We start from the raw sequence: 21,172 nt of genomic DNA, 5'->3' as shown, positions 1-21,172 counted from the left end.
ACCCCGGTCGGCGCAAACCCGCGCGTCAGACAGACTGACGGCGGAGGACCGCACCAGATGACGTCATCACAGCCGCCGCGCCTGTCGCTGTTCGTCGAGCCTGCGGCGTGGGTCGATCAGGCGCTCGCCGCCGCGTCGGCGATCGACCGGATCGGTCTCGATGTGCCGGTGACGCTCGCGTGGGCGGCCGACGTCGGGCGGATGCTGCCCGCCGACGCCTCGCTGACCGACCGCTGGCAGGTCCTCGCCGGCGCCGCCTTTCTCGACGTCGGCGCCGCCCGCATCCTCGAACCGCACCTCGACGCGCTCGCCATCCTCGCCGAGGCGGGCGTCGAGCCCGAAGGTGCCGCGACCTGGGGCGTGTTCGCCGCCGAGGGCCCCGGTACGCGCGTAAGGGCCGAAGCGGGCGACACGGGCTGGACGCTCCACGGAACGAAGCCCTGGTGCTCGCTGGCCTTCGCGCTGTCGCACGCGCTCGTCACCGCCTGGGTCGACGACGAGCATCGCCGCCTCTTCGCCGTTCCCCTTCGCCATGAGACCGTGACGCCGCACGCGGGCCCGTGGCACGCCCGCGGCCTGTCGCAGGTGGTGAGCGCCCCGGTCGACTTCGACGGCACCCCCGCGGAGCCGGTGGGCGAGGTCGGGTGGTACCTCCGGCGCCCCGGCTTCGCACACGGCGGTGTCGGTGTCGCGGCGGCGTGGTGGGGTGGCGCGAGGGGACTCCTTCCCGCGCTGTGCGCCGCGGCGAGCACCGGGCGCGCCGACCAGGTCGCGCAGCTGCACCTCGGAGACGCCGATGCGGCGCTCTGGGCGGCCCGCGCCGTCCTCGCCGAGACCGCCGACGTGTTCTCCGCGGGTCCGCGCACCGACGAAGCTCTGCTCGCGAACCGCGCGCGCACGGTGACGGCCCACGCTGCGACGACCACGCTCCGCACCGCCGACGTCGCGCTCGGTCCGTTGCCGCTCGTCGCCGACGAAGACCACGCGCGGCGGGTCGCAGATCTGCACCTCTACCTCCGCCAGCACCACGGCGCGCGCGATACGGCGCGCATCGGCCGTGACCTCGTCGCCTCGGATCAGCCATGGTGACCTTCAGTCATCTCGACCCTGGCACCGACGAGGAACGCTGGCAGGCGGCGTTCGATGCGCGCCGGCTGCCCGATGCCGACATCGACATCGACGCGCTCGTCGTCGTCGCCGCGCACCCCGATGATGAGACGCTCGGCGTGGCCGGACTGATGCATACCGTCGCCGCGCGCGGCGGCCGGGTGATCGTCGTCGTCGCGACCGACGGTGAGAACTCCCACCCCGCTTCACCGACCCACACGCCCGACGACCTGCGCTCGGTGCGTCGCGGCGAGGTGCGCGACGCGCTGGACAAGGTCAGCCCCGCGGCATCCGTCGCCTTCCTCGGCCACACCGACGGTGGCCTGGATGCCGTGAAGGCGCGCCTCACCGGCGAGATAGAGACCATCGTGCGGACGGTCGGCTCGCCGCGCTCCCGCACGCTCGTCGTGTCGCCGTGGACCGGGGACTCCCATCGCGACCATCGGATCGCCGGCGAGGCCGCCCACGCCGTCGCCCGTCACCTGGGCGTGCGATACCGCGCCTACCCGATTTGGCTCTGGCACTGGGGGAGTGCCGAGGACCCGCCGTGGGGTCACATCGAACGGGTGCCGCTCGGTGCCGCGGCGCACCGCGCGAAGCTCGAGGCGCTCGCCGCCCACCGCAGCCAGACGGCGGCGCTCTCGGCCGCAGCCGGTGACGAGCCGATCGTGAGCAGAGCGATGCTGCGACATTTCACGCGCGGCTTCGAAACGCTCATCCGCGTCGACGACGACCCCGTGCCCGACAAGGCTTGGCATCGGTCGACGCCCGCCGAGCATTTCGCCGACCTCTACGCGCGCCGCGCTGATCCTTGGGGCTTCGAGACCCGCTGGTACGAGGAGCGCAAACGCGCCGTGCTGCTCTCGGCGCTCCCGCGACCGCGTTACGCGCGTGCGGTCGAGCTCGGCTGCTCGACCGGGGTGCTCACCGCGCAGCTGGCCGAGCGGTGCGATGCGCTCCTCGGCATCGACTTCGCCGAGGCCGCGCTCGAGATCGCCCGCGAGCGACTGGCCTCGCAGGAGACCGTCGAGCTCCGGCGGGCGACACTCCCGGCCGAATGGCCCGAGGGCACGTTCGACCTCATCGTGATGTCCGAGGTCGGCTACTTCTGGGACGCCCCCGACCTCGAGCGTGCCATCGCTCTGGCGCTCGGATCGCTGAGCCCCGACGGTCATCTCGTGGCGTGTCACTGGCGGCATCCGGTCGACACGAATCCGGTGAGCGGCGACGGCGTGCACATCGCCCTGCGCACCCAGCACGATCTCGCCGTGGTGGTGCGCCACGAGGAGGATGACTTCCTCCTTGAGGTGTTCGCACGTCCGCCGGCGCCGTCCGTCGCACGCGAGACGGGCATGCTGTGACCGCGGTGGCGGTGATCGTGCCCGTCCACGACGAGGAGGACCTGCTGCCGGCCTGCCTGTCGTCCCTCGCCGACGCCGTCGAGGCGGCGTCGTGCGCCGGTGTGCGGGTCGAGGTCGTCGTGGTGCTGGATGCCTGCACCGATCGTTCGGCCGCCATCGCCGCCGAGTTCGACGTGGTCACGGTCGAGCTCTCGGTGACGCAGGTGGGCGCTGCGCGGCGGGCGGGGGTCGTCGAGGCGCTTCGCCGTCTCGACGCTCTCGATGCTCTCGACCCCGTCGACGTGTGGATCGCGAACACCGACGCCGACTCCGTCGTGCCCGCGAACTGGCTCACCCACCAGGTGGCGCTGATGCGCGCCGGGGCCGACGTCGTGCTCGGGACGGTGCGGCCTGACTTCGCCGACCTCGCTCCCGCGCACGTCGCGCACTGGCTGTCCACCCACCATCGCGGCCGCCCGCCCGGGAACACCCACGGTGCGAATCTCGGTGTGCGGGCGAGCGTGTACGGCGCCGCGGGCGGGTTCAGCGAGACGCCCGAGCACGAGGACGTCCGCCTCGTCGATGCCGCCCGTGCGCTCGGGGCGGTCGTCGTGGCGAGCGACGGTGCCGAGGTGATGACATCGGGTCGGTTCGAGGGTCGCACCCCCGGCGGGTACGCCGCGTTCGTCCGCGCCACCGCGCAACAGCTCGCGTGACCGTACACTCGGGCGCATGCGCCACGGCATCGTCATCCTCCCGCAGGAACCCTGGGCCACCGCCCGACGCAAGTGGGAGGACGCCGAGCAGCTCGGCTTCGACCACGCCTGGACCTACGACCACCTCTCGTGGCGGTCGCTCGCCGATCAGCCCTGGCACGCCACGATTCCGACGTTGACCGCCGCGGCGCTGTCGACCACCACCATCAGGCTCGGCACCTTCGTGGCATCGCCGAACTTCCGGCATCCGGTTCCTTTCGCCAAGGAGATCGCGACGGTCGATGAGATCTCGGGCGGACGGATGCTGCTGGGCGTCGGATCCGGTGGCACCGGCTTCGACGCCTTCGTCCTCGGGCAGCCCGAGTACACGCCCCGTCAGCGACACGAGCGGTACGTCGAGTTCGTCACCGGGCTCGACGATCTCCTGCGATTCGAGGCGCCGGAGTCGGGAGGTATCAGCTTCGACGGCGAGTGGTACACCGCGCGGAGCGCGCGGATGGTGGGGGAGCCTGCGCAGCAGCCGCGGGTGCCGCTGATCATCGCCGCGAACGGGCCGAAGGGCCTCGCGCTCGTCGCCGACCGCGGCGACGGCTGGGTGACGACGGGGCCTGAGGGGAAGCCGGAGGGGGAGTGGTGGCAGGCGATCGCCGGTCTGTCCGCCCGCCTCGACGACGCCCTCGCGGCGGCGGGCCGCGACCCGCAGACGCTCGACCGGTATCTGTCGCTCGATTCCGAGAGCATGTACTTCCTCGAGAGCGCGGACAGGTTCGAGGATGCCGCCGGACGCGCCGCCGCGCTCGGATTCACGGACGTCATCACCCACTGGCCCCGTCCCGACGGCATCTACGCCGGCAGTGAAGACGTGCTCGTCGAGGCGGCATCGCGGTTCCGCTGACCCTGCACCCTGAACCTCAGGTGCGTCTCGCTGGCGAACGCTGAGGTCTCGAGCCGGTCGAGGTCGATGCGCCTACCGAGCCCGCCGAAGAGCGAGATGCCCTCGCCGAGCAGCACGGGCACGACGTCGAGGTGGATCTCGTCGACGAGTCCGAGCTCCAGGCACTGGCGCGAGACCTTGCCGCCGAGAACGCTCACCCACCGTTCTCCCGCCGCCTCTTTCGCCGTCTCAACGGCCGAGGCGAGGTCATCGACGACGAAGGTGTAGGTGATCCCGTCCCGCTCGACGGGCGCGGCCGGGGTGTGGCTCATGAGATACACGGGCGCCTTGACCATCCCGCCGTACGGGACCTCGCCGTCCTCGATGGTCCGGCCCGGGTTCGCACCGCCGACCACCGCGCCGATGTTGGCGCAGACGCGGTCCACCACGTCCTGATCCTGTGGGGCGGAGGGGAAGTCGAACATCCAGTCCACCTCTCCCCGCGGGCCCGCAAGGAATCCGTCGAGGGTCACGGTCGCGTGGATGAAGACGACGCTCATGGTCACTCCGTCGTGTCGGTCGGCAATGGTGAGTCACTTGACTCACTACTTGCGAGGCTACGACCTGCTGCGTAGTGAGTCAAGCAACTCACCATCTGTGATACTGAACGGATGACGGCGAATGTCTCCGAGTACCACCGCAGGGTGGCGGCTGCGAACCGCGGGTCGATCCTCGCTGCGGCGTCGGATCTGTTCCTGCAGGACGGCTACGACCGCACCTCGCTCGCACGGGTCGCGGAGGCGGCGGGGGTGTCGAAGGCGACGCTGTTCAAGCAGTTCCCGACGAAGGCGGCCCTGTTCGAAGCGACGGTCCTGGCCGCCGGCGACTCTTCGCCGGACGAGCTGCCGCAGCCCCCCGCCGGCGATCTCGAGCGGGGACTGGTCGTCCTCGGTCTCGCCTATGCCGAGATCCTCGGGCGCCCCCGTATCGAGGCGCTCCTGCGGACGATCATCGCCGAAGCACCGCGCTTCCCCGAGCTGCGCGAGCGCACCTTCGATTTCGGTACGCTCCCCGTCCTCTCCTCGTTGCGCGCGTTTCTCGTCGCCGAGACGTCGGCGGGCCGGGCGAGCGCGGCCTACCCCGATACCGCGGCCCCCCAGTTCCTCGGAATGATCGCGACCGTGGTGTTCTGGCCGCGCTTGGTGCACGGCGGCTCGCTGACCGACGACGAGATTCGACGGGTCGTCGAGGAGGCAGCGAAGACCATGGTCGCTCGATACGGACGCTGACCGGCCGTGGGCACCCACTTCATCCGGCGTCGGTGGAGCCCCCGCTTTCCCGCGCGTGACAGGGTGGGGCCGTGAAACTCTATTCCGACTTCGCGCCCCAGCGGACCCGCCAGATCATCGCCGACCTGATCGCCGTGGCTGCCATCGCCCTCTGGGTCGTCTTCGGCGTCACGGTGTACAACGCTGTCGCCGCACTCGGCTCTTTCGGTGAGGACATGGTCGAGGCCGGCAGCGGCTTCCGCACCTCGATGACCGATGTCGGCGATACCCTCGCCGGGGTGCCGCTCATCGGTGGGGCGGTGCGCGCACCGTTCGACGGTGCGAGTTCGGCGGGTCAGGTGCTGGTGGATGCCGGAGAAGGCCAGCAGGCCATCGTGCAGCAGCTGGCACTGACACTCGGGGTCGGCATCGCGGTCATCCCGACCGTCATGATCCTCCTTCTCTGGCTGATCCCGCGGGTCCGGTTCGTCCGTCGCGCCGGCCGCGCGCAGGTCGTACTCCGCGGTGGCGCGGGCACCGACCTCCTCGCGCTCCGGGCTCTGGCGACTCAGAAGCTCACCGAGCTGTCGAAGGTCGACGCCGATGCGATGGGCGCGTGGCGGCGCGGTGATCAGGAGGTGATGCGCCGGCTGGCGGCGCTGGAGTTGAAGGCCTCGGGCGTCCGGCTGAGGTCGCCCCGCGACATCCCTACTTCTTCTTGACCCGCTGCTCGGCCATCTTCCGTACGACATCGAGCGCACCAGGGACGTACTCGCTCCAGGCATCCCCGACCTTGGCGATGTCGAGTTTGCCGGTGTGGACCTGTTCGCACAGGCGCATCCACCCTTCTCCCATCGCCACGGTGAGGGCCGCCGCGACGCTGGCGTTGACGGCGTTGCCGGCGCCGGGGATGAGTTTGAGGAAGCTGCGCGCGAGCGCCTGACCCGAGATCTGCACGCCGAGCTGGGCGAGCGCACCGGCCGACATCATCGTCTTCAGCTCGAGGTCGTAGATGGCGGCGATGCGCCCCATCATCGTCATCTGGATCGGCGCCAGGGCGAACGCATCGGTAACCGGAATCGGCGTCGCCGCAACGCCGGCGGCGAGGCCTGCGGCTCCGGTGATGATGGGCCTTGCCATCTCGCGCTTCCAGGGGAGGTTGAGTCGCTGGGCGATGCGAAACGCGTCCTTCGCGTCGGCGGGCGACAGCGCGAGGGTCTCCGCGACGAGATCACCGAGCCCGTGACCCGTGCCCTTTCCGTCTTTCTCGCGCGTCGAGGTGGGCATGACCCGGGCGAACGGGATCGTGATCGGTCGGCCGCTCTCGTCCACGGGGTTCTCGAGCCAGGCGATGAACTCGCGGGTGCCCTTGGTCGGGCGTCGGCTGCCCTTGAGCGCATTGCGTTCCCAGTCGACCTTCGTCAGCACCAGGATGACCGGCAGACCGCGGGCATCCAGCTCCTGGATCATCTCGATGTCGGCGCGCGTGAGACGGTCGTCGTTGGCCTTGACGCAGTACCAGACCACCGCGATCTGCTCGTTGCGCGGGTGCTGCTCGATGGTCTTGAGGTGATCGCGCAGCTGCTCGCGCGGCGGCACAGCCGATCCGATCTCGAAGCCCTCGATGTCCCAGATGCCGAGGGAGTCGTCGTGGTAGTACCGCACGCCCTTCGTGACCGGCAGTCCCTTGCCCACCGCCGCCCAGTCGCGCTGGAAGACCGCGTTCACGAGCGACGACTTGCCGACGCCGGTGTTGCCGATCACCGCGAGGTTGAACCGCCCGTAGCGCGACTTCGCCTCGGAGGTCGCCTCGAGGAACGGTCGCTGATCGATCTGCGGTTTCGATGCGGACGGATCGGCGGCCATGACGGAAACCCTACGCGCGAACGGTCGTCAGGGAGTGCGCGGCTCGGCTGATTCCAAGCGATGGAGGATGGATGCTGCGACCGCGGCGACGGGCGCCGACGCGTCGATCCGGTCGTGCGGCCCCTGCCAGGGCTCGAAGGCGTCGGCTCGGGCCGGCCCGAGTTGCGCCCGCCACCCGCCGCGCGTTCGTGTCATCCCACGTTCGTTCGTCGAAAATGTACGGTCGAGGGCCGCCGTGGCGTACATCTGCGACGAATGAACAGAGTCACGCCCCCTCATCGCGCCGCCGTCGCTGCGTTCCTCGCCGCGAGTTCGCCGAAGGCGGCGCGGAGATCGTCGGGGAAGAGTACCTCGATGTCTGCGTCGAACCGGTTGAGGCCTGAGGCGAGGGCGATCCACGACCAGGAGCCGACCTCGATGCTGCACCGGTCGGGACCGAGGTCCTCCACGACCCCGTCGCCCGCGAACGGCAGGACGTCGCGGGCGGAGCGATGCAGGATGACCTTCCCGGTGCACGGCCAACGGTCGCCCACGCCGGACCCCTTGAAGCGAGCCGACACGAGGGTGGCGGCATCGGGCGCGGGGAGGGGCCGCGAGGCGTAGCGCGGCCCGGTGGGCGTACGCGGTGTCATCCGATCAGCGCGGTAGATGCGCCAGTCGTCTCGGTCGAGGTCCCACGCCACGAGGTACCAGCGCCCCTGGGCGGTGACGAGATGGTGCGCCTCGACCCTGCGGAGGCGGCCCGCGTAGTCGAACCGCAGGACGTGCTGCGCGCGCACGGCGGATGACAGCGCGACGAGGACCTCGGGAGCGACCGCGTCGCGCGTCCGGTCGCCGGGCCCGGTCGGGACGGCAGTGAAGTCGACGACGTTCAGGCGGTGGCGCAGCCGCGCTGGCATCACCTGCCGGACGGTGTTCAGGGCGCGAAGGGCTGCTTCTTCGATGCCGACCCCCGTCGTGGTCGCGGCCTGAAGGGAGATCGCGAGCGCGACGACCTGTTCGTCGTCGAAGAGGAGCGGGGGGAGTTCCGCGCCGGCATCGAGACGGTATCCGCCGATCGGGCCCATCGTCGCCTGGATGTTGTAACCCATCCCGCGCAGGCGGTCGACGTCGCGGCGAACGGTGCGGGGCGCGATCTCGAGCCGTTCCGCGAGCAGTGAACCGGGCCACTCGCGACCGGTCTGAAGGAGCGACAGCAGGCGCAGCAGACGGGTGGTCGTCGTCGATGGCATGCCTCGAGATTAGTTCGTAGCTAGGACCGGAACGGACCTATACAACGGGAAGACTGATTGCTGTCGGCACACCGGTCCGGCACCGTCCCTCGAGGAGCAGATATGTCCGTCCAGACCACCACTCACCTCAACTTCCGCGGCGACGCTCGGGAGGCGCTGGAGTTCTACCAGTCCGTCTTCGGCGGTCACCTCGCCGTCAACACGTACGCGGACTTCGGGATGCCGGCCGACCTGCCCGGGGCGGACAGGGTCGTGTTCGGTCTCGTTGCCGCCGAGAACGGCTTCCGCGTGATGGGCTACGACATCCCCGGTCGTACCGAGGGATCGATCGCGGGTGGCGGATCGACCCGTCGCGAGAACAACACGACCATCACCGATCAGGCGGTGTTCGTCTCCATCGGATCCGACAGCTTCGAGGAGCTGCAGGGCTACTGGGAGAAGTTGTCTGCTGGCGCTGCGATCGTCGAGCCGCTGGCCGCCTCAGCCTGGAGCCCTGGCTTCGGCATGCTCACGGACCGCTTCGGCGTGACGTGGAGCATGAGTGTGACGACAGCCTGACGGCGCGTCGGCCTTTCTCCCGGGGTCGGCCGGGAGTCGCGGGCGGGAGGCCCAGCGAACGATGCGGCACGGGGAGACCCTCTCTCACGATCGAGACAAATCCGTTTGAACCCGCCGCGACCCTAGGTTAGGCTCACCTAACGTGAGGACGGATGCGGAGATCACGAGCACGGCAGGCGAGCTGCGCGGCGACGCGCTGGCCCTCAGCTACGGTCGCACCCGCGTGGTGCACGACGTCTCGCTGCACCTCCGTCCCGGCGTCGTCACCGCGCTCATCGGACCGAACGGCAGCGGGAAGTCCACCGCCCTCCGCGCGCTCGCGCGGCTTCACCGCATCGACGCCGGCGTCGTCCACGTCGACACCCCGGCCGGCCCGCGCAACGCCGAGACCCTCTCGGCCAAGGAGTTCGCCAAGGCCGTCGCCATGCTCTCTCAGTCGCGCCCGCACCCCTCGGGTCTCGAGGTGCGCGACATCGTCGCCCACGGACGCCACCCGCACCGCAGCCGCTTCGCAGGGCTCAGCGATGCCGACCGTGCCGCGATCGACCACGCGCTGCGGCTCACCGGCCTCCTCACCATGGAGCACCGCCCCGTCGACGAACTCTCCGGGGGCGAGCTGCAGCGCGTCTGGCTGGCCACCGCGCTCGCCCAGGGCACCGGCATCCTGCTCCTGGACGAACCCACCAACCACCTCGACCTGCGCTACCAGGTGGAGACCCTCGACCTCATCTGCGACCTCGCCGACCACGGCACCGCCGTCGGCGTCGTCCTGCACGACCTCGACCACGCCGCGCTCGTCGCCGACGAGGTCCTGCTCATGAGTCGTGGGCGCGTCCACGCGAAGGGCTCGCCCGCCGAGGTGCTGACGGGTGAGAACCTCACCGAGGTCTACGAGTTCGCCATCGAAACGGAAGTGGATGCCGCAACGGGGCGCGTCCGCGTGATCCCGCGTGGTCGTCACCACGCCCGGGCCGCAGCCCGTTCACGCCACCTGCACGCCGTCTCCGCCTGACGCCCGACCCCGGCACGGCGGCAGGTTCGCTGCGCCCCGGCATCCGCCCTTCTCTTCCCCGCACCCCCCACCCTCGATGGAGTTCGTCATGACCAAGAAGCCCCTCGCCGCCCTTGCCGGAGCGGCAGCCCTCGCCCTCGCCCTCACCGGATGCGGCACCACGCAGACCACCCCGGCCGCTGAGGGGAGCGCCGCGCCTTCGACCTCGACGAGCGAGGGCTGCGCCGACGACACCACGACGACCTCGACCGGCCCGGTCGAACTGACCGACGCCTTCGGCCGCACCGTCACCCTCGACCAGCCCGCCGAGCGTGTCGCGGTGCTGGAGTGGCAGCAGATCGAAGACGTGCTGAGCCTCTGCCTCACCCCGGTCGCGGTCGCCGACGCCGACGGATACCGCACCTGGAACTCCGCCGAAGAGCTGCCCGAAACTGTCGAGAGCGTCGGCACCCGCCAGGAGCCGAACCTCGACGCACTCTTCGCGACCGAGCCCGACCTCGTGATCGTCGAGGCGTACACCCGCGACGACGCGATCATCGGCCAGCTCGAGGAGTACGGCGTGCCCGTGCTCGCCACCGTCGGCGCGAACGCCGAAGATCCCATCGCGCAGATGCTCGACACCTTCGACCTCATCGCCCAGGCGACCGGCCGTGAGGAGCGCGCCGAGGTCGTCACCGACGAGTTCGCGCAGCACCTCGCCGACGCGAAGTCCGAGATCGAGGGCACGACGCCCGGGGTCACCGACTTCGTCTACTTCGACGGGTACGTCGACGGCGGCAACGTGTCGATCCGTCCATTCGGGCAGGGCTCGCTCGTCGGCGAGCTCGGCGAGGAGCTGGGCCTCACCAACGCCTGGACCGGTGAGGTGGATCCCGCCTACGGCCTCGGCCAGACCGACATCGAGGGCATGACCACGGTCGGAGACGCGAACTTCTTCTACACCGGCACCGAAGACCCCGATTACGAGAGCTTCATCGACGCCGCCGAGTCGAACCCGGCGTGGGCGTCGATCCCGGCCGTCGCCGAGGGGCGCATCACCGCGTTCCCTGCCGGCATCTGGACCTTCGGCGGACCCCGCTCGGCAGAGCAGATCATCGACGCGTACGTCGCCGCCATCACCCCGTGAGCACGCGCATCGCCGAGCGCTCCTCGACAGGGGTGGCGCTCGGCGTGCTCGCGGCGCTCTTCGTGCTGCTCGTCTTCTCGGCGGGCTGGCACCTCACCCAGGGGACGAGCGGGGCGATCTTCGCCGATCCAGACGTGCTGTGGGGGTCGCGCATTCCGCGCCTCGCGGCCGGCGTCGCCGTCGGCGTTGCGCTGGGGGTCGCGGGGCTCCTCATGCAGTCGCTCTCGCGCAACGCCCTCGCTTCGCCCGATACCCTCGGCGTGACCGCGGGGTCCTACCTCGCCGTCACCGCCGTCGCGGCCTTCGGATTCGTGGTGCCGATCTGGGCCTCGGGGGCCGTGGCGTTCCTCGGCGGCCTTACCGCCGCCGCGATCGTCCTCGGCCTCGCCGGGGGAGCGGGCACCTCGACCACCCGGCTCGTGCTCGCTGGCTCCGCGCTCGCGCTGGCCTTCCAGGCCGGCACGTCGGCCCTGCTCGTGCTGTTCTCCGAAGAGACCAAGGGCCTCTTCGCCTGGGGGAGCGGCAGCCTCTCACAGCTCGGTCTCGAGGCGTTCCTCCGCGCAGTGCCCGTCGTCGTCACGGCGGTCGTCCTGGCCCTCGTGCTCGCGCGCCGCCTTGACGTGCTCGCCCTGGGCGATGACATCGCCTCGTCGCTCGGGGTGCCGATCCGATCGACGCGGGTCGCCGGCATCCTCCTCTCCGTTCTCCTTACCGCGACCGCGGTGACCCTCGCCGGGCCGATCGGATTCGTCGGCCTCTGCGCCCCCGTGCTCGCGAGGCTGCTCGTCCGGGTGGTGCCGGCGCTCGGGCGGCATCTGCTGCTGATTCCCCTCTCGGGCCTGATCGGCGCGATCGTCGTCATCGTCGCCGACGCGCTGCTGCGCGCCCTCATCGGAGCCGAGGGCGCGATCGCCGTGCCGACCGGTGTCGCCACGACGTTGTTCGGGGCTCTCGTGCTCGTGCTGATGGCGCGGCGCCTCCGCGACGCCGGCCCCACCCGGCGGCCCCCGACGATGCGGATCGGCGTGCGCACGCAGCGCCGGTTCGTCCTCGTCGTCGCGGTGTCGGCGCTCGTCCTCGGCGGGGTGGTGCTCGCCGGGATGCTGCTCGGCAGCACGCGCCTCCTCACCGGCGACATCATGCTGTGGCTCACCGATTCCGCGCCGCCGCTCGTCGCCTTCGCGCTGGACGAGCGGGCTCCGCGGATCGTCGCCGCCGTCGTCGCGGGCGCGGCGCTCGCGCTCTCGGGGAGCATCACGCAGGCGGTCAGTCGCAACCCGCTTGCCGAACCGGGCCTCCTCGGGATCACCGGGGGTGCTGGGCTCGGTGCTGTGCTGGTCGTGACCGGCGCCACGGCGAGCAATTTCGGGATGCTGGTGGCCGCCGTCATCGGGGGACTGCTGGCGTTCGGGCTGGTCTATGCCCTGGCCTGGCGGGGAGGGCTGAGCGCCGACCGGTTCATCCTCATCGGCATCGGGGTCTCCTACGGCGCGGTGGCCCTCACCACCTTCGTGTTGCTGCGCGCGAACCCGTGGGACACCCCGCGCATCTTCACGTGGCTGTCGGGCACCACGTACGGGCGGATCTGGGAGCAGGTGATTCCGCTCGCGATCGTGCTGACGATCGCGCTGCCCTTCGCGCTCGTGCGGCGCCGCGACCTCGACATCCTCGCCATGGACGAAGACACCCCGAAGCTCGTCGGCATCCGTCTCGAGCGCACGCGCCTCTCGCTGCTCGTGACCGCGGCGGTGCTCGCCGCGCTCGGTGTCGTGGCGGTCGGCGTCATCGGGTTCGTCGGGCTCGTCGCGCCGCACGCGGCGAGGGCGCTCGTGGGCGCGAAGCACGGGCGGTCGATCCCGGTCGCGGTGCTGCTCGGCGCCGTGCTGGTCGGCGTCGCCGACACCCTCGGACGAACGGTCATCGCTCCGGCGCAGCTCCCGGCGGGGCTGGTGGTCGCGCTCATCGGGGCGCCGTACTTCGTCTGGCTGCTGTGGCGGTCGCGCGACGCCTGAGGGGTGGTCCCGTTCCGGCAGGGAAAGCGCGTCGATACACTCACGTCGTGCGGATCCGTCCGATCGATCTGGTGGACGTCCTGGTCTATCTCGTGGTGCTCGGGACGTTCATCCAGCTGTTCCCGGCCGTCATCTCCGAGACCTTCCTGTTGGCGGTGCTGACGGCGATTCTTCTGAAGCTGGTGCTCGAGGTCGTCCTGTGGGCCAAGAAGCGGGTCATGGTCCGCATCCGCGGCGCGCAGACATGGCAAACCCGCACCGTCAGTGTCGTCACGCTCGTGCTGTTGATGCCCGGCAGCAAGTTCGTCGTGCTGTGGCTGGTCGATTTGGTCTTCGGTGCGTCCGTGCGCCTCGGCGGCTTCTTCCCGGTGACGGTGTTGATCATCACCCTGATGCTCGCGCGAGGCGTGGTGCGCCGGCTGCTCGCGCGGACCGACCCCGCCGCCGACGACTAGGGCTGCCGCGCCGCTCGATCGCGCAGCAGCTCGTGTAGGTACCCCGCGGCTTCCAGCAGCGCCACGCTCCGGCGGGTGAGATCGGCCAGTCGCTCCTCCAGCAGAGCACGGGTGTCATCGGTCATCCCGTCCTTACGGAGCTGCCCGAGCACCAGCGCGATGGGCGGCAGGGGGTACCCGCCGCTTCGCAGCGCCGCGACGATCCGCGCCTCGCTGACGGCTCGCGCCCCGTATCGACGTGCGCCCGATCTCGCGCTGCGGTCGGGGGCGATCAGGCCTTCGTCTTCCCAGTGGCGGAGCGCGGAGGTGCGGACACCGAGCGCGTCGGCCAGTTCGCCGATCGTCATCACATCGCGCTCGTCGAACACCGCAGCGGGGTCTGCGAGCACGGCGTCCAGGCCCCGGAGGGCCTCTCTGAGATGTCCGCGTGATCGCGCGAGGTCGACGTGGAGGTCGTCGATGCGTTCGGCGGCGGTTCCGATCGGGTCGTGGATCAGCATGGGCTGCAGCCGGCGCGCAGGGACGGGTCCGATCGCGGCGGCCAGCGCGCGATAGGCGCGGAGCGCAACGACATGGTGGGGTCTGTAGCGTCGGTATCCATTCTTGGCACGCTCAGCAGCGGGGATGACCCCCAACCGCTCCAGGTCTCGAACCTGCTGCGTGGAGTAGCCCACCTGTCGGCCGGTAGCCGCAGTCGTCAGTGACACCTCTTGAGGGTTTAGCACGCCAGTTCCCGGCCCTTCCTGACCCGAAGTCCACATAAGCACATGAGGTCCACGATGGAGAGATGGAGATTCAGGAGATCCTCGACGCCGTCCGAGCCTTCGACGGCGTACTCGTGGTCATCCCCGACGAGGGGAGCGGAATGCCCGAGCTCGCCTGGGGCGATGCGTTCCTCTACTACGCACCAGATGGCGTGATGCCCGAGCGCACGCAGCCGTACGCGACCATCGTGACGAAGAACTACCCCGACGATATGGCGTCTCGGCTCGACGAGCCCGATCGCTTCCGCGTGAACATCCACGTCGGTCGTGATCAGGTGGGGATGCTGACGGATGCCGGCGCGCAGCCCATGACGAAGGATGCCTTCGTACCGCACCCGCTCTACGGCGACGCGGGCTGGGTGTCTGTCGTCAACCCGGGTCCGGTGACCTCCGACCGGGTGATCGCTCTGCTTCGTGACGCGCATGCTGCCGCGCGGGCCCGCGCGAACCGTCGCGTGTCCGAGAGCTGAGGCGTGCCCTCGCCGCAGACTCTGAGTGAGACCGACCGCCGCCTGGTCGCAGCGTGGGCGGCGGATTGCGCCGAGCGCGTGCTGCCGCTGTTCGAGCGTGTAGCGCCGGATGATCCGCGGCCCCGCGGTGCGATCGCGCGGACCCGTGCTTTCGCGCGCGGCGAGCTGGATGCGGCGGGCGAGATCCGGCGCCGCTTCGAAGCGGGGCGTGCCGCGGGCGGACTCGCCGATCCGGCTGGGGTCGCGGCAGCCCGCGCGGCTGGGCAGGCGGCCGGAGTGGCGCACATGGGCGCGCACGCGCTCGGCGCGGCGGCCTACGCCGCGCGGGCAGTGCAACTGGCGGCGGCAGATCGTCCGGATGCCGCTGCCGAGGAGATCGGCTGGCAGCTCGCCGCCGTCGCAGCCGACGCGCGAGCGGCTCTTCGTCGATTGTCTCCGCTCGGCGCCGACGCGGCAGGACCGCTCGGCAGTGGCCTGCTTGCCCGCGGTGATCTCGCAGCGCACATCCGGCAGATCCAGGCTGCACTGAGTGCGCGGTGATCCAGGACACCGTGCCGAGGAGCGGCGAAGCCTGCGATGGCCCGGCCACGTGACCAACGCGGGAGACGGCCGCATGACGTGCGAACGAGAGGCGCGAGCGCGTCGCCGTCAGAAGGGTGCGGGTGCGTGGGGGTCGTCGGCGGGTTCGTCAAGGATCCGGAACTCGGTGCCGGGGGTGGTCCATTTCACCCAGACGTCGTCGGGGAGGTCTTCTTCGGGATGGAAGTGGACGCCGTGGCCGGGTGGGTTGTCGGTGTAGACCCTTCCGGTGGGGGAGGTCCATTCGATGATCCCGCCGTGGAGTTGTGTCACTTTCCAGGCGGTGAACTGTTTCATGCTGTGATGCCGTTGGCACAGGCAGCAGAGGTTGCAGATCTCGGTTCTGCCCCCGAGGGCGGCGTCGTGATTGTGGTCGAGCTCGCATTTTCGGGCGGGCATCCGGCATCCCGGCCACCGGCAGTGTTTATCCCGGCCCTTGAGGAACCGGACCATCGCCCCGGTCGGCCGGTACTGATCCACCGCCATGATCAACCCCGTGATCGGATGAACCAGGAGCCGCTCCCACACCCCGTCACTGTTCCCCGCCAACAACCGCGCCGTCCCGGCGTCGATCGGTCCCACCCCGGCCAGGTCACACGGGACGTCACTGTGCCCCATGAGCGCCATGACCGGGATCACGACCTGCACCTTCGCCCGGATCGCCCCCAACCCGCCCGGCCGGTCACCGTGACCGGTGGAGTCCAGGGTCGGGGTGGCGGTGAGGAGCATGTCCGCGAACACGTCCGCGCGCACCTCATCGATCGACCGGGTATCCGCCGAGTCATCGCCTGGCTGCGGTTCCCGCGCGGTAATGACCTCGGTGGCTTCGTCGGTGAGGCGCTGGAAGATCCCCTCGATCAGCACCGTGGAGTGCACCGCCCGCAACTCCGACATCCCCTCCCCGATCGAGTACCGCACGATCCTCCGCTGCCCGAACGCCTCCGTGTGCCGCTCGGTCAGCGACCGAGGGTGCATCCGCTCCGCGATGACCTCCAAATCCGCCCTCGCACGACCAGGGGTCTCGTCCAGGCAGATCTCCGCGGCCAGCTGATCGAACTCCCCCCGCACCTCCACCGGCAGGCGCCGCCCGACATCCTCCACCACCGCCACGTGCGCCCGCGTGATCAGCCCCTTCTCGAGGCAGTGCAGCGTCGCGGGATACTCGGTCACCAATGCGAACGCAGAATCGATCTGGCGCTGCACCGACCGGTCCGACAACCTGACCGCCGCGGCGATCTCGGCCGCCACACCCCGCAGTGCCATGTCCCGGTCCCGCACCACCGCCGACGACCCCTCCGCCAACCGTGCCGCGAACACCCCCGCCGCCGAGAGAGCCCGCGAATACGCAGCCTCCGCCTGAGCCAGAGCCATCTGCGCCGCCTCGACCTCACCGAGGATCCCCGTCAGCTCAGACCGGTCCTCGTCACGGAGGAGAGTGAGCCGCGGGTTCGAACGCATGTATGAATCATGGCACTACCCTCCGACATCGCGTTTCGAACTGCGGGGAGCCGATGCCTCCGCGAGTGCGCGCCGTCATCGGCCCGTCACCGCTCCACCCGGTACCTGATGTGGGTGATCCCTCGAGACGGGATGACGCGCGTCGGCGTCATCCGGATCGGTGTGTCAGCGAGCTCATCGAAGAGCCTGATTCCGGCGCCGAGCACCACCCCCGTGATGGCGAGCTCCATCTCATCGATTGCACGGGTCTCGAAGAGCTGCCGTGCGACGGTGGGGCTCCCCATGATGTAGACATTCCGTTCGCCGGCTGCGTCCCGTGCCAGGTGCAGGGCTTGGGCGGCCGATGGGGCGAACGTGAAGAGTGCCCCGTTTCTCGTCACCGGGTCACGGTGCTCATGCGTGGGGATGAAGACGGGCATCGAGAAGATCGCATCGTCGCCCCATGCGGCATCACCGGCACGGAGCGTCCTGGCGCCGAAGATGACCGCGCCTGCCGCGAAGAACTCGCTCGTCACCTGCGGGTGCATCTGCATCGACGAATCTCCGAACGCCCACCCGTGCAACACCGACACATCTCCGTCGGGACCGGCGGCGAACCCGTCGAGCGATATCGATGCGTAGAGGATGACGCGGGGCACAGCCCCAATGTATACGGCGTGAACATCGGCGTCGAGAGCCGTGCTCTGAGCGGTTCCACCGCCGTTCAGCCGCGATCGAATGCCACCTCGCAATGTCGTCGCGGTCACAAGGGCCACGCGACGCCGTGCGTGCACCCCCTTATCCCGACCCCGCTCAGGCGCGCAGCCCCGGCCCCATCGACCGCACCGCGTTCGCCCGGCGCACCAGGGTGGGGAGGAGGAAGAGGTCCACCACCCACCAGATCGCGGCTGCGATGACCATCGGGACGCCGATCAGCAGGATCGACAGCAGCCATCCGCCCCACCACAGGACGGTGAAGACGATCGCCGACGGGATGAGGCCGAGGTAGAAGCGATGCGCGGCCACGCCTCCGAGCAGGAGCAGAAGGAGGTAGGCGATTCCCACATCCTTCGCGGGTGCGCCGCCCTGCGCGGCAGGCGGGGCGAACGGACCCCACTGCCTGCCGTCCCACCACTGCAGCGCTCCCGTCGGGCTCGGGTACCACCCGGCGGGTGGCGACGCGACGAGGGGAGTCATCGGGACGGTCGCCACCGTGGCCGTCGCGAGCGGCGCCGGGAGGTACGGATCGAGCGCGTCGTACTCGGCCGTCGCACTGGGGGCGGCAACGACATCGGCCGACCAGCTCTTCCCGTCCCAGAAACGTTTGCCCCCCGCGGGAACGTCGTACCAGCCGGCCGGTGGCGCGGGGGGAGGATTCATCGTCGGGTCCTTCGCTCGGCGGCGCCGGTGGCGCGCCCGCCCAGAGTAACCCCTGCCGTGCGGGGTTCAGCCGTCAGATCGAGCTGCCGACCTGGATCATGGAGCGCGGAACGGGGGAGCGGCCGCCCGCAGCGCGCTGAGCTCGTCGATCGAGACGGCGGTCGTCGTCATTCCCCGGCGAACCGGTCGGCGAGTTGGCGGCGCGAACTGATCTCCAGCTTTCTGAAGACCTTGCGCAGGTGGTAGTCGACCGTGTTGGGGCTGATGAACATCGCCGCGGCGATCTCGGCGTTCGTCGCGCCGCGCGCGGCGAGCAGGGCCACCTGACGCTCCTGGCTGCTCAGCGGATCCACCCGTGCAGAGCCCGTCGGCGCCGAGCCGCCCGCAGCGAGGAGCTCCCGCCGGGCTCGCTCGGCGAAGGTCGTCGCGCCGACCGCCTCGAAGTCGCGCAGCGCCTGCTCGAGCTGGGCTCGCGCGTCGGAACGCCGCCGCACGCGACGGAGCCACTCCCCGTAGAGCAGGCGCGTCCGAGCGGCGTCGCCCCGATGCGACGGCGGGAACATCCCGATCGCCTCAGTGAATGAATGTTCGGCGTCCGCGTCATCGGACAACAGTGCGAGCGATCGAAGGAACAGGGCTCGCGCGACGGCTGAGCCGCTGGCTTCGGCATACGCCTCGATGCGCTCGAGCGCCCATTGCGCCGCGGCGCGGTTGCCGCTTCGGACGGCGGCTTCGACGTACTCCGGGTAGTGATGATGACTCGACTGCAGGAACGGATGGCGCACCAGCGGCGTCAGCCGCTCGAACGCCGACTCGTAGGCACCGGTCGCCAGCTCGTTGATCGCGATGGCCGCAGCGCCCATCCGAGAGATTCCGCCCCACCCCGCCTCATGGATCGCGTGGTTGATCTGCTCCACGACGACGGACGGCGTTCCCTGCCACGCGAGCATCGCCGCATTCACCGCCTGCTCGTCGCCCACGCCGAGCGCGCGACGAAGCTCCGCGGACTGCTCCAGATAGTCCGACGCCGCCTGCGGATTGACGCGGCTGAGTTCTACGGCGCTCAGGGTCCAGAGGCACGCATCGACCTCACGGAGGGCTCCGATGGTCCGCCCGATGTCAGCCGAGCGCCGCAGGAGTTCTGCCGCAGCATCCCAATCCCACAGCGCGACGCACGGCACGGTCACGAAGAACGCCAGCGACGTCAGGCCCGCGCCCGTTTCCTCCTGAAGCGACTCGACTGCGCGGCGGAGCGCAGGGGCCGCTGTGACGTAGTCGTCGAGGATGAACGCACTCGCCGCCCGCATCACGACCGCGGTGACGTCGTCGCCGCCCGACGCCGCGCGCATCCGCTCGCCCACCTCGCGGACGGTCGCACCGACCGCCCGCCCCTCGGTCACCGTTGCGGAGTTGAGGGCGAGCAGGAGCGCCTGGCGGCGCAGCTGCGGCGCCGTTTCGCCAGCGAGGTCGGCCGCGGCCAGAAGCTTCGCCATTCCGGCGCGCAGGCCTTCCGGCTCGGAGAGGAACATCCCCGACATCGCCTCGACGATAAGCTTCCGCGCTCGCGCGACATCGTCGAGCTCGTGATCATCGCCCTTCGGCAGTAGGTGCAACGCAAGTCGTGCGGCGCCGGCGCTGAGCGCCGCCTCGGCGGCGGCGACCGAGCGTTCGCTCGCCTCGGCGGCATCCGGACTCAGCTCCGCTGCCCGCGCGAGCAGGTGCGCGCGGGACAGCATTCCGCCTCGGGCGCCGGCAGCGTCGGCGGCGGCCACCAGCTCGGCGGCGACCTCGGCGTCAGGTCCGTGCACGGCGGCAGCCGCGTGGTGGGCCGCGACGTCGAGCTGCCCGCGATCGCGAGCATCCTCAGCGAGCGCGCGGTGTACGCGCCGCCGGGCTGCATCGGTCGCGGCGCCGTAGACGGCGGATCGGATGAGGGGATGGCGGAACCGCACCGTGTCGCGAACGGAGACGAAGTCGATGCCCTCGGCTGCGTCCGACGCGTCAGCGGGGATTCCGAGCACCGCGGCCGCCGCTTCGACAGCGGCCGGGTCACCGGACGACTCTGCAGCCGCGACGAGCAACCAGTCTCTGCTGTGTGCGGGGAGTTCCGACATCCTTTCTGTGTAGATCATCTCCAGTCGGCCGCCGATGGGAACGGGGGAGTGCGCGATCGCCGTCGCCGTGAGTTGCGCCGCCGACAGTTCGGTTGCCAACTCGCGTAGGGCGAGCGGGTTGCCGGCGGTGACGTGGACGTAGTCGGCCGCGACGGTGGGGTCGAGCTCCCCCTCCACACCCCGGCGGAGGAGTGCGGAGCCCGCCTCGGTGTCGAGTCCGCCGAGCTCGATGCGCGGCACGCCCGCGAGCGCGCCTTCGACACTCTCGTCGGCGCGGGCTGCGACGACCAGTCCGACCCGCTCGGCGGAGATCCGACGGGCGACGAACCCGAGGACGAGGAGCGACTCGGCGTCGAGGTGGTGGGCGTCATCGACGACGCAGAGGGTCGGGCGATCGGCGCCCGCGCGGGCCAGAAGCGAGAGGAAGCCGAGGCCCACGAGTGGCGGCTGCGGGGGCGGACCCTCGTCGAGACCCGCGGCGATGCGCAAGGCCGCGCGCTGGGTCTCGGGGATGTCGTCGACGAACGCGACCAGCGGACCACCCAGCCGCTGCAGGGCACCGAAGGCGATGCCGGCCTCGACCTCCACACCCTGAATGCTCAGCACCCGGAGAGACTGCGTGTGCTCGTGCAGCGCGGCGTCGACAAGCGAGGTCTTTCCGATGCCGGGCTCCCCGGTGATGAACAGCGCGCCACCCGCCTCGTTGCGGACACCGGAGAGCAGCGTGCGGAGTCGTTCCGACTCCTCCGCGCGCCCCAGCAGAGATCGTTCCGCGTCGATGCGGTCAGAGTAGCGGCCGGTCCGAGTCGCAGGGAAGCGTCCTTCGCGACGACTCCGCGATCGTCACGAAGGACTACGCGCT

At 70.5% G+C, this 21,172-nt stretch carries 22 protein-coding genes; 13 read left to right on the top strand and 9 right to left on the bottom strand.

All coding sequences use genetic code 11. The features are described 5' to 3' along the window. The first annotated feature begins 57 nt into the window (after positions 1-57). From T9R20_RS13310 to T9R20_RS13295, 4 genes are read left to right on the top strand one after another with little or no spacing between them, the layout of a single operon-like run. The gene (locus T9R20_RS13310) at positions 58-1,089 is read left to right on the top strand and encodes an acyl-CoA dehydrogenase (RefSeq protein WP_322409788.1); all 1,032 of its coding nucleotides are present in this window, start codon (positions 58-60) and stop codon (positions 1,087-1,089) included. Beyond that, positions 1,083-2,468: a PIG-L family deacetylase gene (locus T9R20_RS13305; RefSeq protein WP_322409787.1), complete on the top strand. Its 1,386-nt coding sequence runs from the start codon at positions 1,083-1,085 to the stop codon at positions 2,466-2,468. Before T9R20_RS13310 ends, T9R20_RS13305 begins: the two co-directional genes overlap by 7 nt. After that, positions 2,465-3,163 (top strand): glycosyltransferase, encoded by a 699-nt coding sequence (locus tag T9R20_RS13300; protein ID WP_322409786.1) that lies wholly within the window; start codon positions 2,465-2,467, stop codon positions 3,161-3,163. The genes T9R20_RS13305 and T9R20_RS13300 overlap by 4 nt, the downstream gene beginning before the upstream one ends. Positions 3,164-3,179: 16 nt before the next feature. Then, positions 3,180-4,058, top strand: a complete 879-nt coding sequence (locus T9R20_RS13295) for an LLM class flavin-dependent oxidoreductase (protein WP_322409785.1) — start codon at positions 3,180-3,182, stop codon at positions 4,056-4,058. Here the strand turns inward: T9R20_RS13295 and T9R20_RS13290 are convergent. Then, positions 4,007-4,597 (bottom strand): dihydrofolate reductase family protein, encoded by a 591-nt coding sequence (locus tag T9R20_RS13290; RefSeq protein ID WP_322409784.1) that lies wholly within the window; start codon positions 4,595-4,597, stop codon positions 4,007-4,009. The two genes, T9R20_RS13295 and T9R20_RS13290, sit on opposite strands and share 52 nt — an antisense overlap. 111 nt (positions 4,598-4,708) lie before the next feature. Between T9R20_RS13290 and T9R20_RS13285 the strand changes: the two genes are divergently transcribed. Beyond that, entirely contained in the window at positions 4,709-5,326 is a 618-nt protein-coding gene (locus tag T9R20_RS13285) for a TetR/AcrR family transcriptional regulator (protein WP_322409783.1), read from the top strand. A gap of 71 nt (positions 5,327-5,397) precedes the next feature. Next, positions 5,398-6,027: a hypothetical protein gene (locus T9R20_RS13280; RefSeq protein WP_322409782.1), complete on the top strand. Its 630-nt coding sequence runs from the start codon at positions 5,398-5,400 to the stop codon at positions 6,025-6,027. On the opposite strand, the gene T9R20_RS13275 is transcribed toward T9R20_RS13280, so the two are convergent. From T9R20_RS13275 to T9R20_RS13265, 3 genes are all read right to left on the bottom strand, one after another. After that, on the bottom strand, positions 6,014-7,171 hold the full coding sequence (locus T9R20_RS13275; protein ID WP_322409781.1) for a GTPase family protein: 1,158 nt from the start codon (positions 7,169-7,171) through the stop codon (positions 6,014-6,016). The genes T9R20_RS13280 and T9R20_RS13275 overlap by 14 nt on opposite strands. A 27-nt stretch (positions 7,172-7,198) precedes the next feature. Then, positions 7,199-7,366, bottom strand: a complete 168-nt coding sequence (locus tag T9R20_RS13270; protein WP_322409780.1) for a hypothetical protein — start codon at positions 7,364-7,366, stop codon at positions 7,199-7,201. Between the two features lie 80 nt (positions 7,367-7,446). Beyond that, the gene (locus tag T9R20_RS13265; protein WP_322409779.1) at positions 7,447-8,403 is read right to left on the bottom strand and encodes a helix-turn-helix transcriptional regulator; all 957 of its coding nucleotides are present in this window, start codon (positions 8,401-8,403) and stop codon (positions 7,447-7,449) included. Positions 8,404-8,505: 102 nt separating this feature from the next. Between T9R20_RS13265 and T9R20_RS13260 the strand changes: the two genes are divergently transcribed. From T9R20_RS13260 to T9R20_RS13240, 5 genes are all read left to right on the top strand, one after another. Further along, complete coding sequence (locus T9R20_RS13260) at positions 8,506-8,961, top strand: VOC family protein (RefSeq protein ID WP_322409778.1); 456 nt, start codon at positions 8,506-8,508, stop codon at positions 8,959-8,961. Between the two features lie 142 nt (positions 8,962-9,103). Then, entirely contained in the window at positions 9,104-9,973 is an 870-nt protein-coding gene (locus tag T9R20_RS13255) for an ABC transporter ATP-binding protein (protein WP_322409777.1), read from the top strand. Between the two features lie 88 nt (positions 9,974-10,061). After that, a complete protein-coding gene (locus T9R20_RS13250) occupies positions 10,062-11,099 on the top strand; it encodes an iron-siderophore ABC transporter substrate-binding protein (RefSeq protein WP_322409776.1) in 1,038 nt (345 codons plus the stop codon). After that, a complete protein-coding gene (locus T9R20_RS13245; RefSeq protein WP_322409775.1) occupies positions 11,096-13,111 on the top strand; it encodes an iron ABC transporter permease in 2,016 nt (671 codons plus the stop codon). The genes T9R20_RS13250 and T9R20_RS13245 overlap by 4 nt, the downstream gene beginning before the upstream one ends. Positions 13,112-13,158: 47 nt before the next feature. After that, complete coding sequence (locus T9R20_RS13240; RefSeq protein ID WP_322409774.1) at positions 13,159-13,566, top strand: hypothetical protein; 408 nt, start codon at positions 13,159-13,161, stop codon at positions 13,564-13,566. Here the strand turns inward: T9R20_RS13240 and T9R20_RS13235 are convergent. Continuing rightward, complete coding sequence (locus tag T9R20_RS13235) at positions 13,563-14,273, bottom strand: MerR family transcriptional regulator (protein WP_322409773.1); 711 nt, start codon at positions 14,271-14,273, stop codon at positions 13,563-13,565. The two genes, T9R20_RS13240 and T9R20_RS13235, sit on opposite strands and share 4 nt — an antisense overlap. Before the next feature lie 80 nt (positions 14,274-14,353). Between T9R20_RS13235 and T9R20_RS13230 the strand changes: the two genes are divergently transcribed. Together T9R20_RS13230 and T9R20_RS13225 are read left to right on the top strand one after the other, a co-directional pair. Further along, positions 14,354-14,800: a DUF6194 family protein gene (locus T9R20_RS13230; RefSeq protein WP_322409772.1), complete on the top strand. Its 447-nt coding sequence runs from the start codon at positions 14,354-14,356 to the stop codon at positions 14,798-14,800. Positions 14,801-14,803: 3 nt separating this feature from the next. Further along, positions 14,804-15,340, top strand: coding sequence for a putative immunity protein (locus tag T9R20_RS13225; RefSeq protein WP_322409771.1), 537 nt, complete (start codon positions 14,804-14,806; stop codon positions 15,338-15,340). 108 nt (positions 15,341-15,448) lie between these two features. Here T9R20_RS13225 and T9R20_RS13220 read toward each other — a convergent pair whose 3' ends face one another. The 4 genes from T9R20_RS13220 to T9R20_RS13205 all read right to left on the bottom strand — a co-directional run bounded on the left by T9R20_RS13220 (position 15,449) and on the right by T9R20_RS13205 (position 21,069). Beyond that, complete coding sequence (locus T9R20_RS13220) at positions 15,449-16,837, bottom strand: HNH endonuclease (protein ID WP_322409770.1); 1,389 nt, start codon at positions 16,835-16,837, stop codon at positions 15,449-15,451. Positions 16,838-16,923: 86 nt separating this feature from the next. After that, positions 16,924-17,583 carry a dihydrofolate reductase family protein gene (locus T9R20_RS13215; protein ID WP_322409769.1) on the bottom strand — a complete coding sequence of 220 codons (660 nt, stop codon included), beginning with the start codon at positions 17,581-17,583 and terminating at the stop codon, positions 16,924-16,926. 46 nt (positions 17,584-17,629) lie between these two features. Further along, positions 17,630-18,196 carry a DUF2510 domain-containing protein gene (locus T9R20_RS13210; RefSeq protein ID WP_322409768.1) on the bottom strand — a complete coding sequence of 189 codons (567 nt, stop codon included), beginning with the start codon at positions 18,194-18,196 and terminating at the stop codon, positions 17,630-17,632. A 167-nt stretch (positions 18,197-18,363) separates the two neighbouring features. Continuing rightward, positions 18,364-21,069, bottom strand: coding sequence for an AAA family ATPase (locus T9R20_RS13205; RefSeq protein ID WP_322412182.1), 2,706 nt, complete (start codon positions 21,067-21,069; stop codon positions 18,364-18,366). Positions 21,070-21,172: the final 103 nt, after the last annotated feature.

It is taken from the genome of Microbacterium invictum, assembly GCF_034421375.1.
Classification (GTDB): Bacteria; Actinomycetota; Actinomycetes; order Actinomycetales; family Microbacteriaceae; genus Microbacterium; species Microbacterium invictum_A.
Note: the sequence above shows the minus strand (reverse complement) of the source record. Positions and strands in the feature narration are given on the sequence as shown.

Bases quoted from the DNA above. Each gene is read 5' to 3' on its own strand.
- T9R20_RS13210 (WP_322409768.1), bottom strand. From the start codon at position 18,196: ATGAATCCTCCCCCCGCGCCACCGGCCGGCTGGTACGACGTTCCCGCG.
- T9R20_RS13230 (WP_322409772.1), top strand. From the start codon at position 14,354: ATGGAGATTCAGGAGATCCTCGACGCCGTCCGAGCCTTCGACGGCGTA.
- T9R20_RS13285 (WP_322409783.1), top strand. From the start codon at position 4,709: ATGACGGCGAATGTCTCCGAGTACCACCGCAGGGTGGCGGCTGCGAAC.
- T9R20_RS13305 (WP_322409787.1), top strand. From the start codon at position 1,083: ATGGTGACCTTCAGTCATCTCGACCCTGGCACCGACGAGGAACGCTGG.
- T9R20_RS13310 (WP_322409788.1), top strand. From the start codon at position 58: ATGACGTCATCACAGCCGCCGCGCCTGTCGCTGTTCGTCGAGCCTGCG.
- T9R20_RS13260 (WP_322409778.1), top strand. From the start codon at position 8,506: ATGTCCGTCCAGACCACCACTCACCTCAACTTCCGCGGCGACGCTCGG.
- T9R20_RS13295 (WP_322409785.1), top strand. From the start codon at position 3,180: ATGCGCCACGGCATCGTCATCCTCCCGCAGGAACCCTGGGCCACCGCC.
- T9R20_RS13275 (WP_322409781.1), bottom strand. From the start codon at position 7,171: ATGGCCGCCGATCCGTCCGCATCGAAACCGCAGATCGATCAGCGACCG.
- T9R20_RS13250 (WP_322409776.1), top strand. From the start codon at position 10,062: ATGACCAAGAAGCCCCTCGCCGCCCTTGCCGGAGCGGCAGCCCTCGCC.
- T9R20_RS13270 (WP_322409780.1), bottom strand. From the start codon at position 7,366: ATGACACGAACGCGCGGCGGGTGGCGGGCGCAACTCGGGCCGGCCCGA.
- T9R20_RS13265 (WP_322409779.1), bottom strand. From the start codon at position 8,403: ATGCCATCGACGACGACCACCCGTCTGCTGCGCCTGCTGTCGCTCCTT.
- T9R20_RS13220 (WP_322409770.1), bottom strand. From the start codon at position 16,837: ATGCGTTCGAACCCGCGGCTCACTCTCCTCCGTGACGAGGACCGGTCT.
- T9R20_RS13290 (WP_322409784.1), bottom strand. From the start codon at position 4,597: ATGAGCGTCGTCTTCATCCACGCGACCGTGACCCTCGACGGATTCCTT.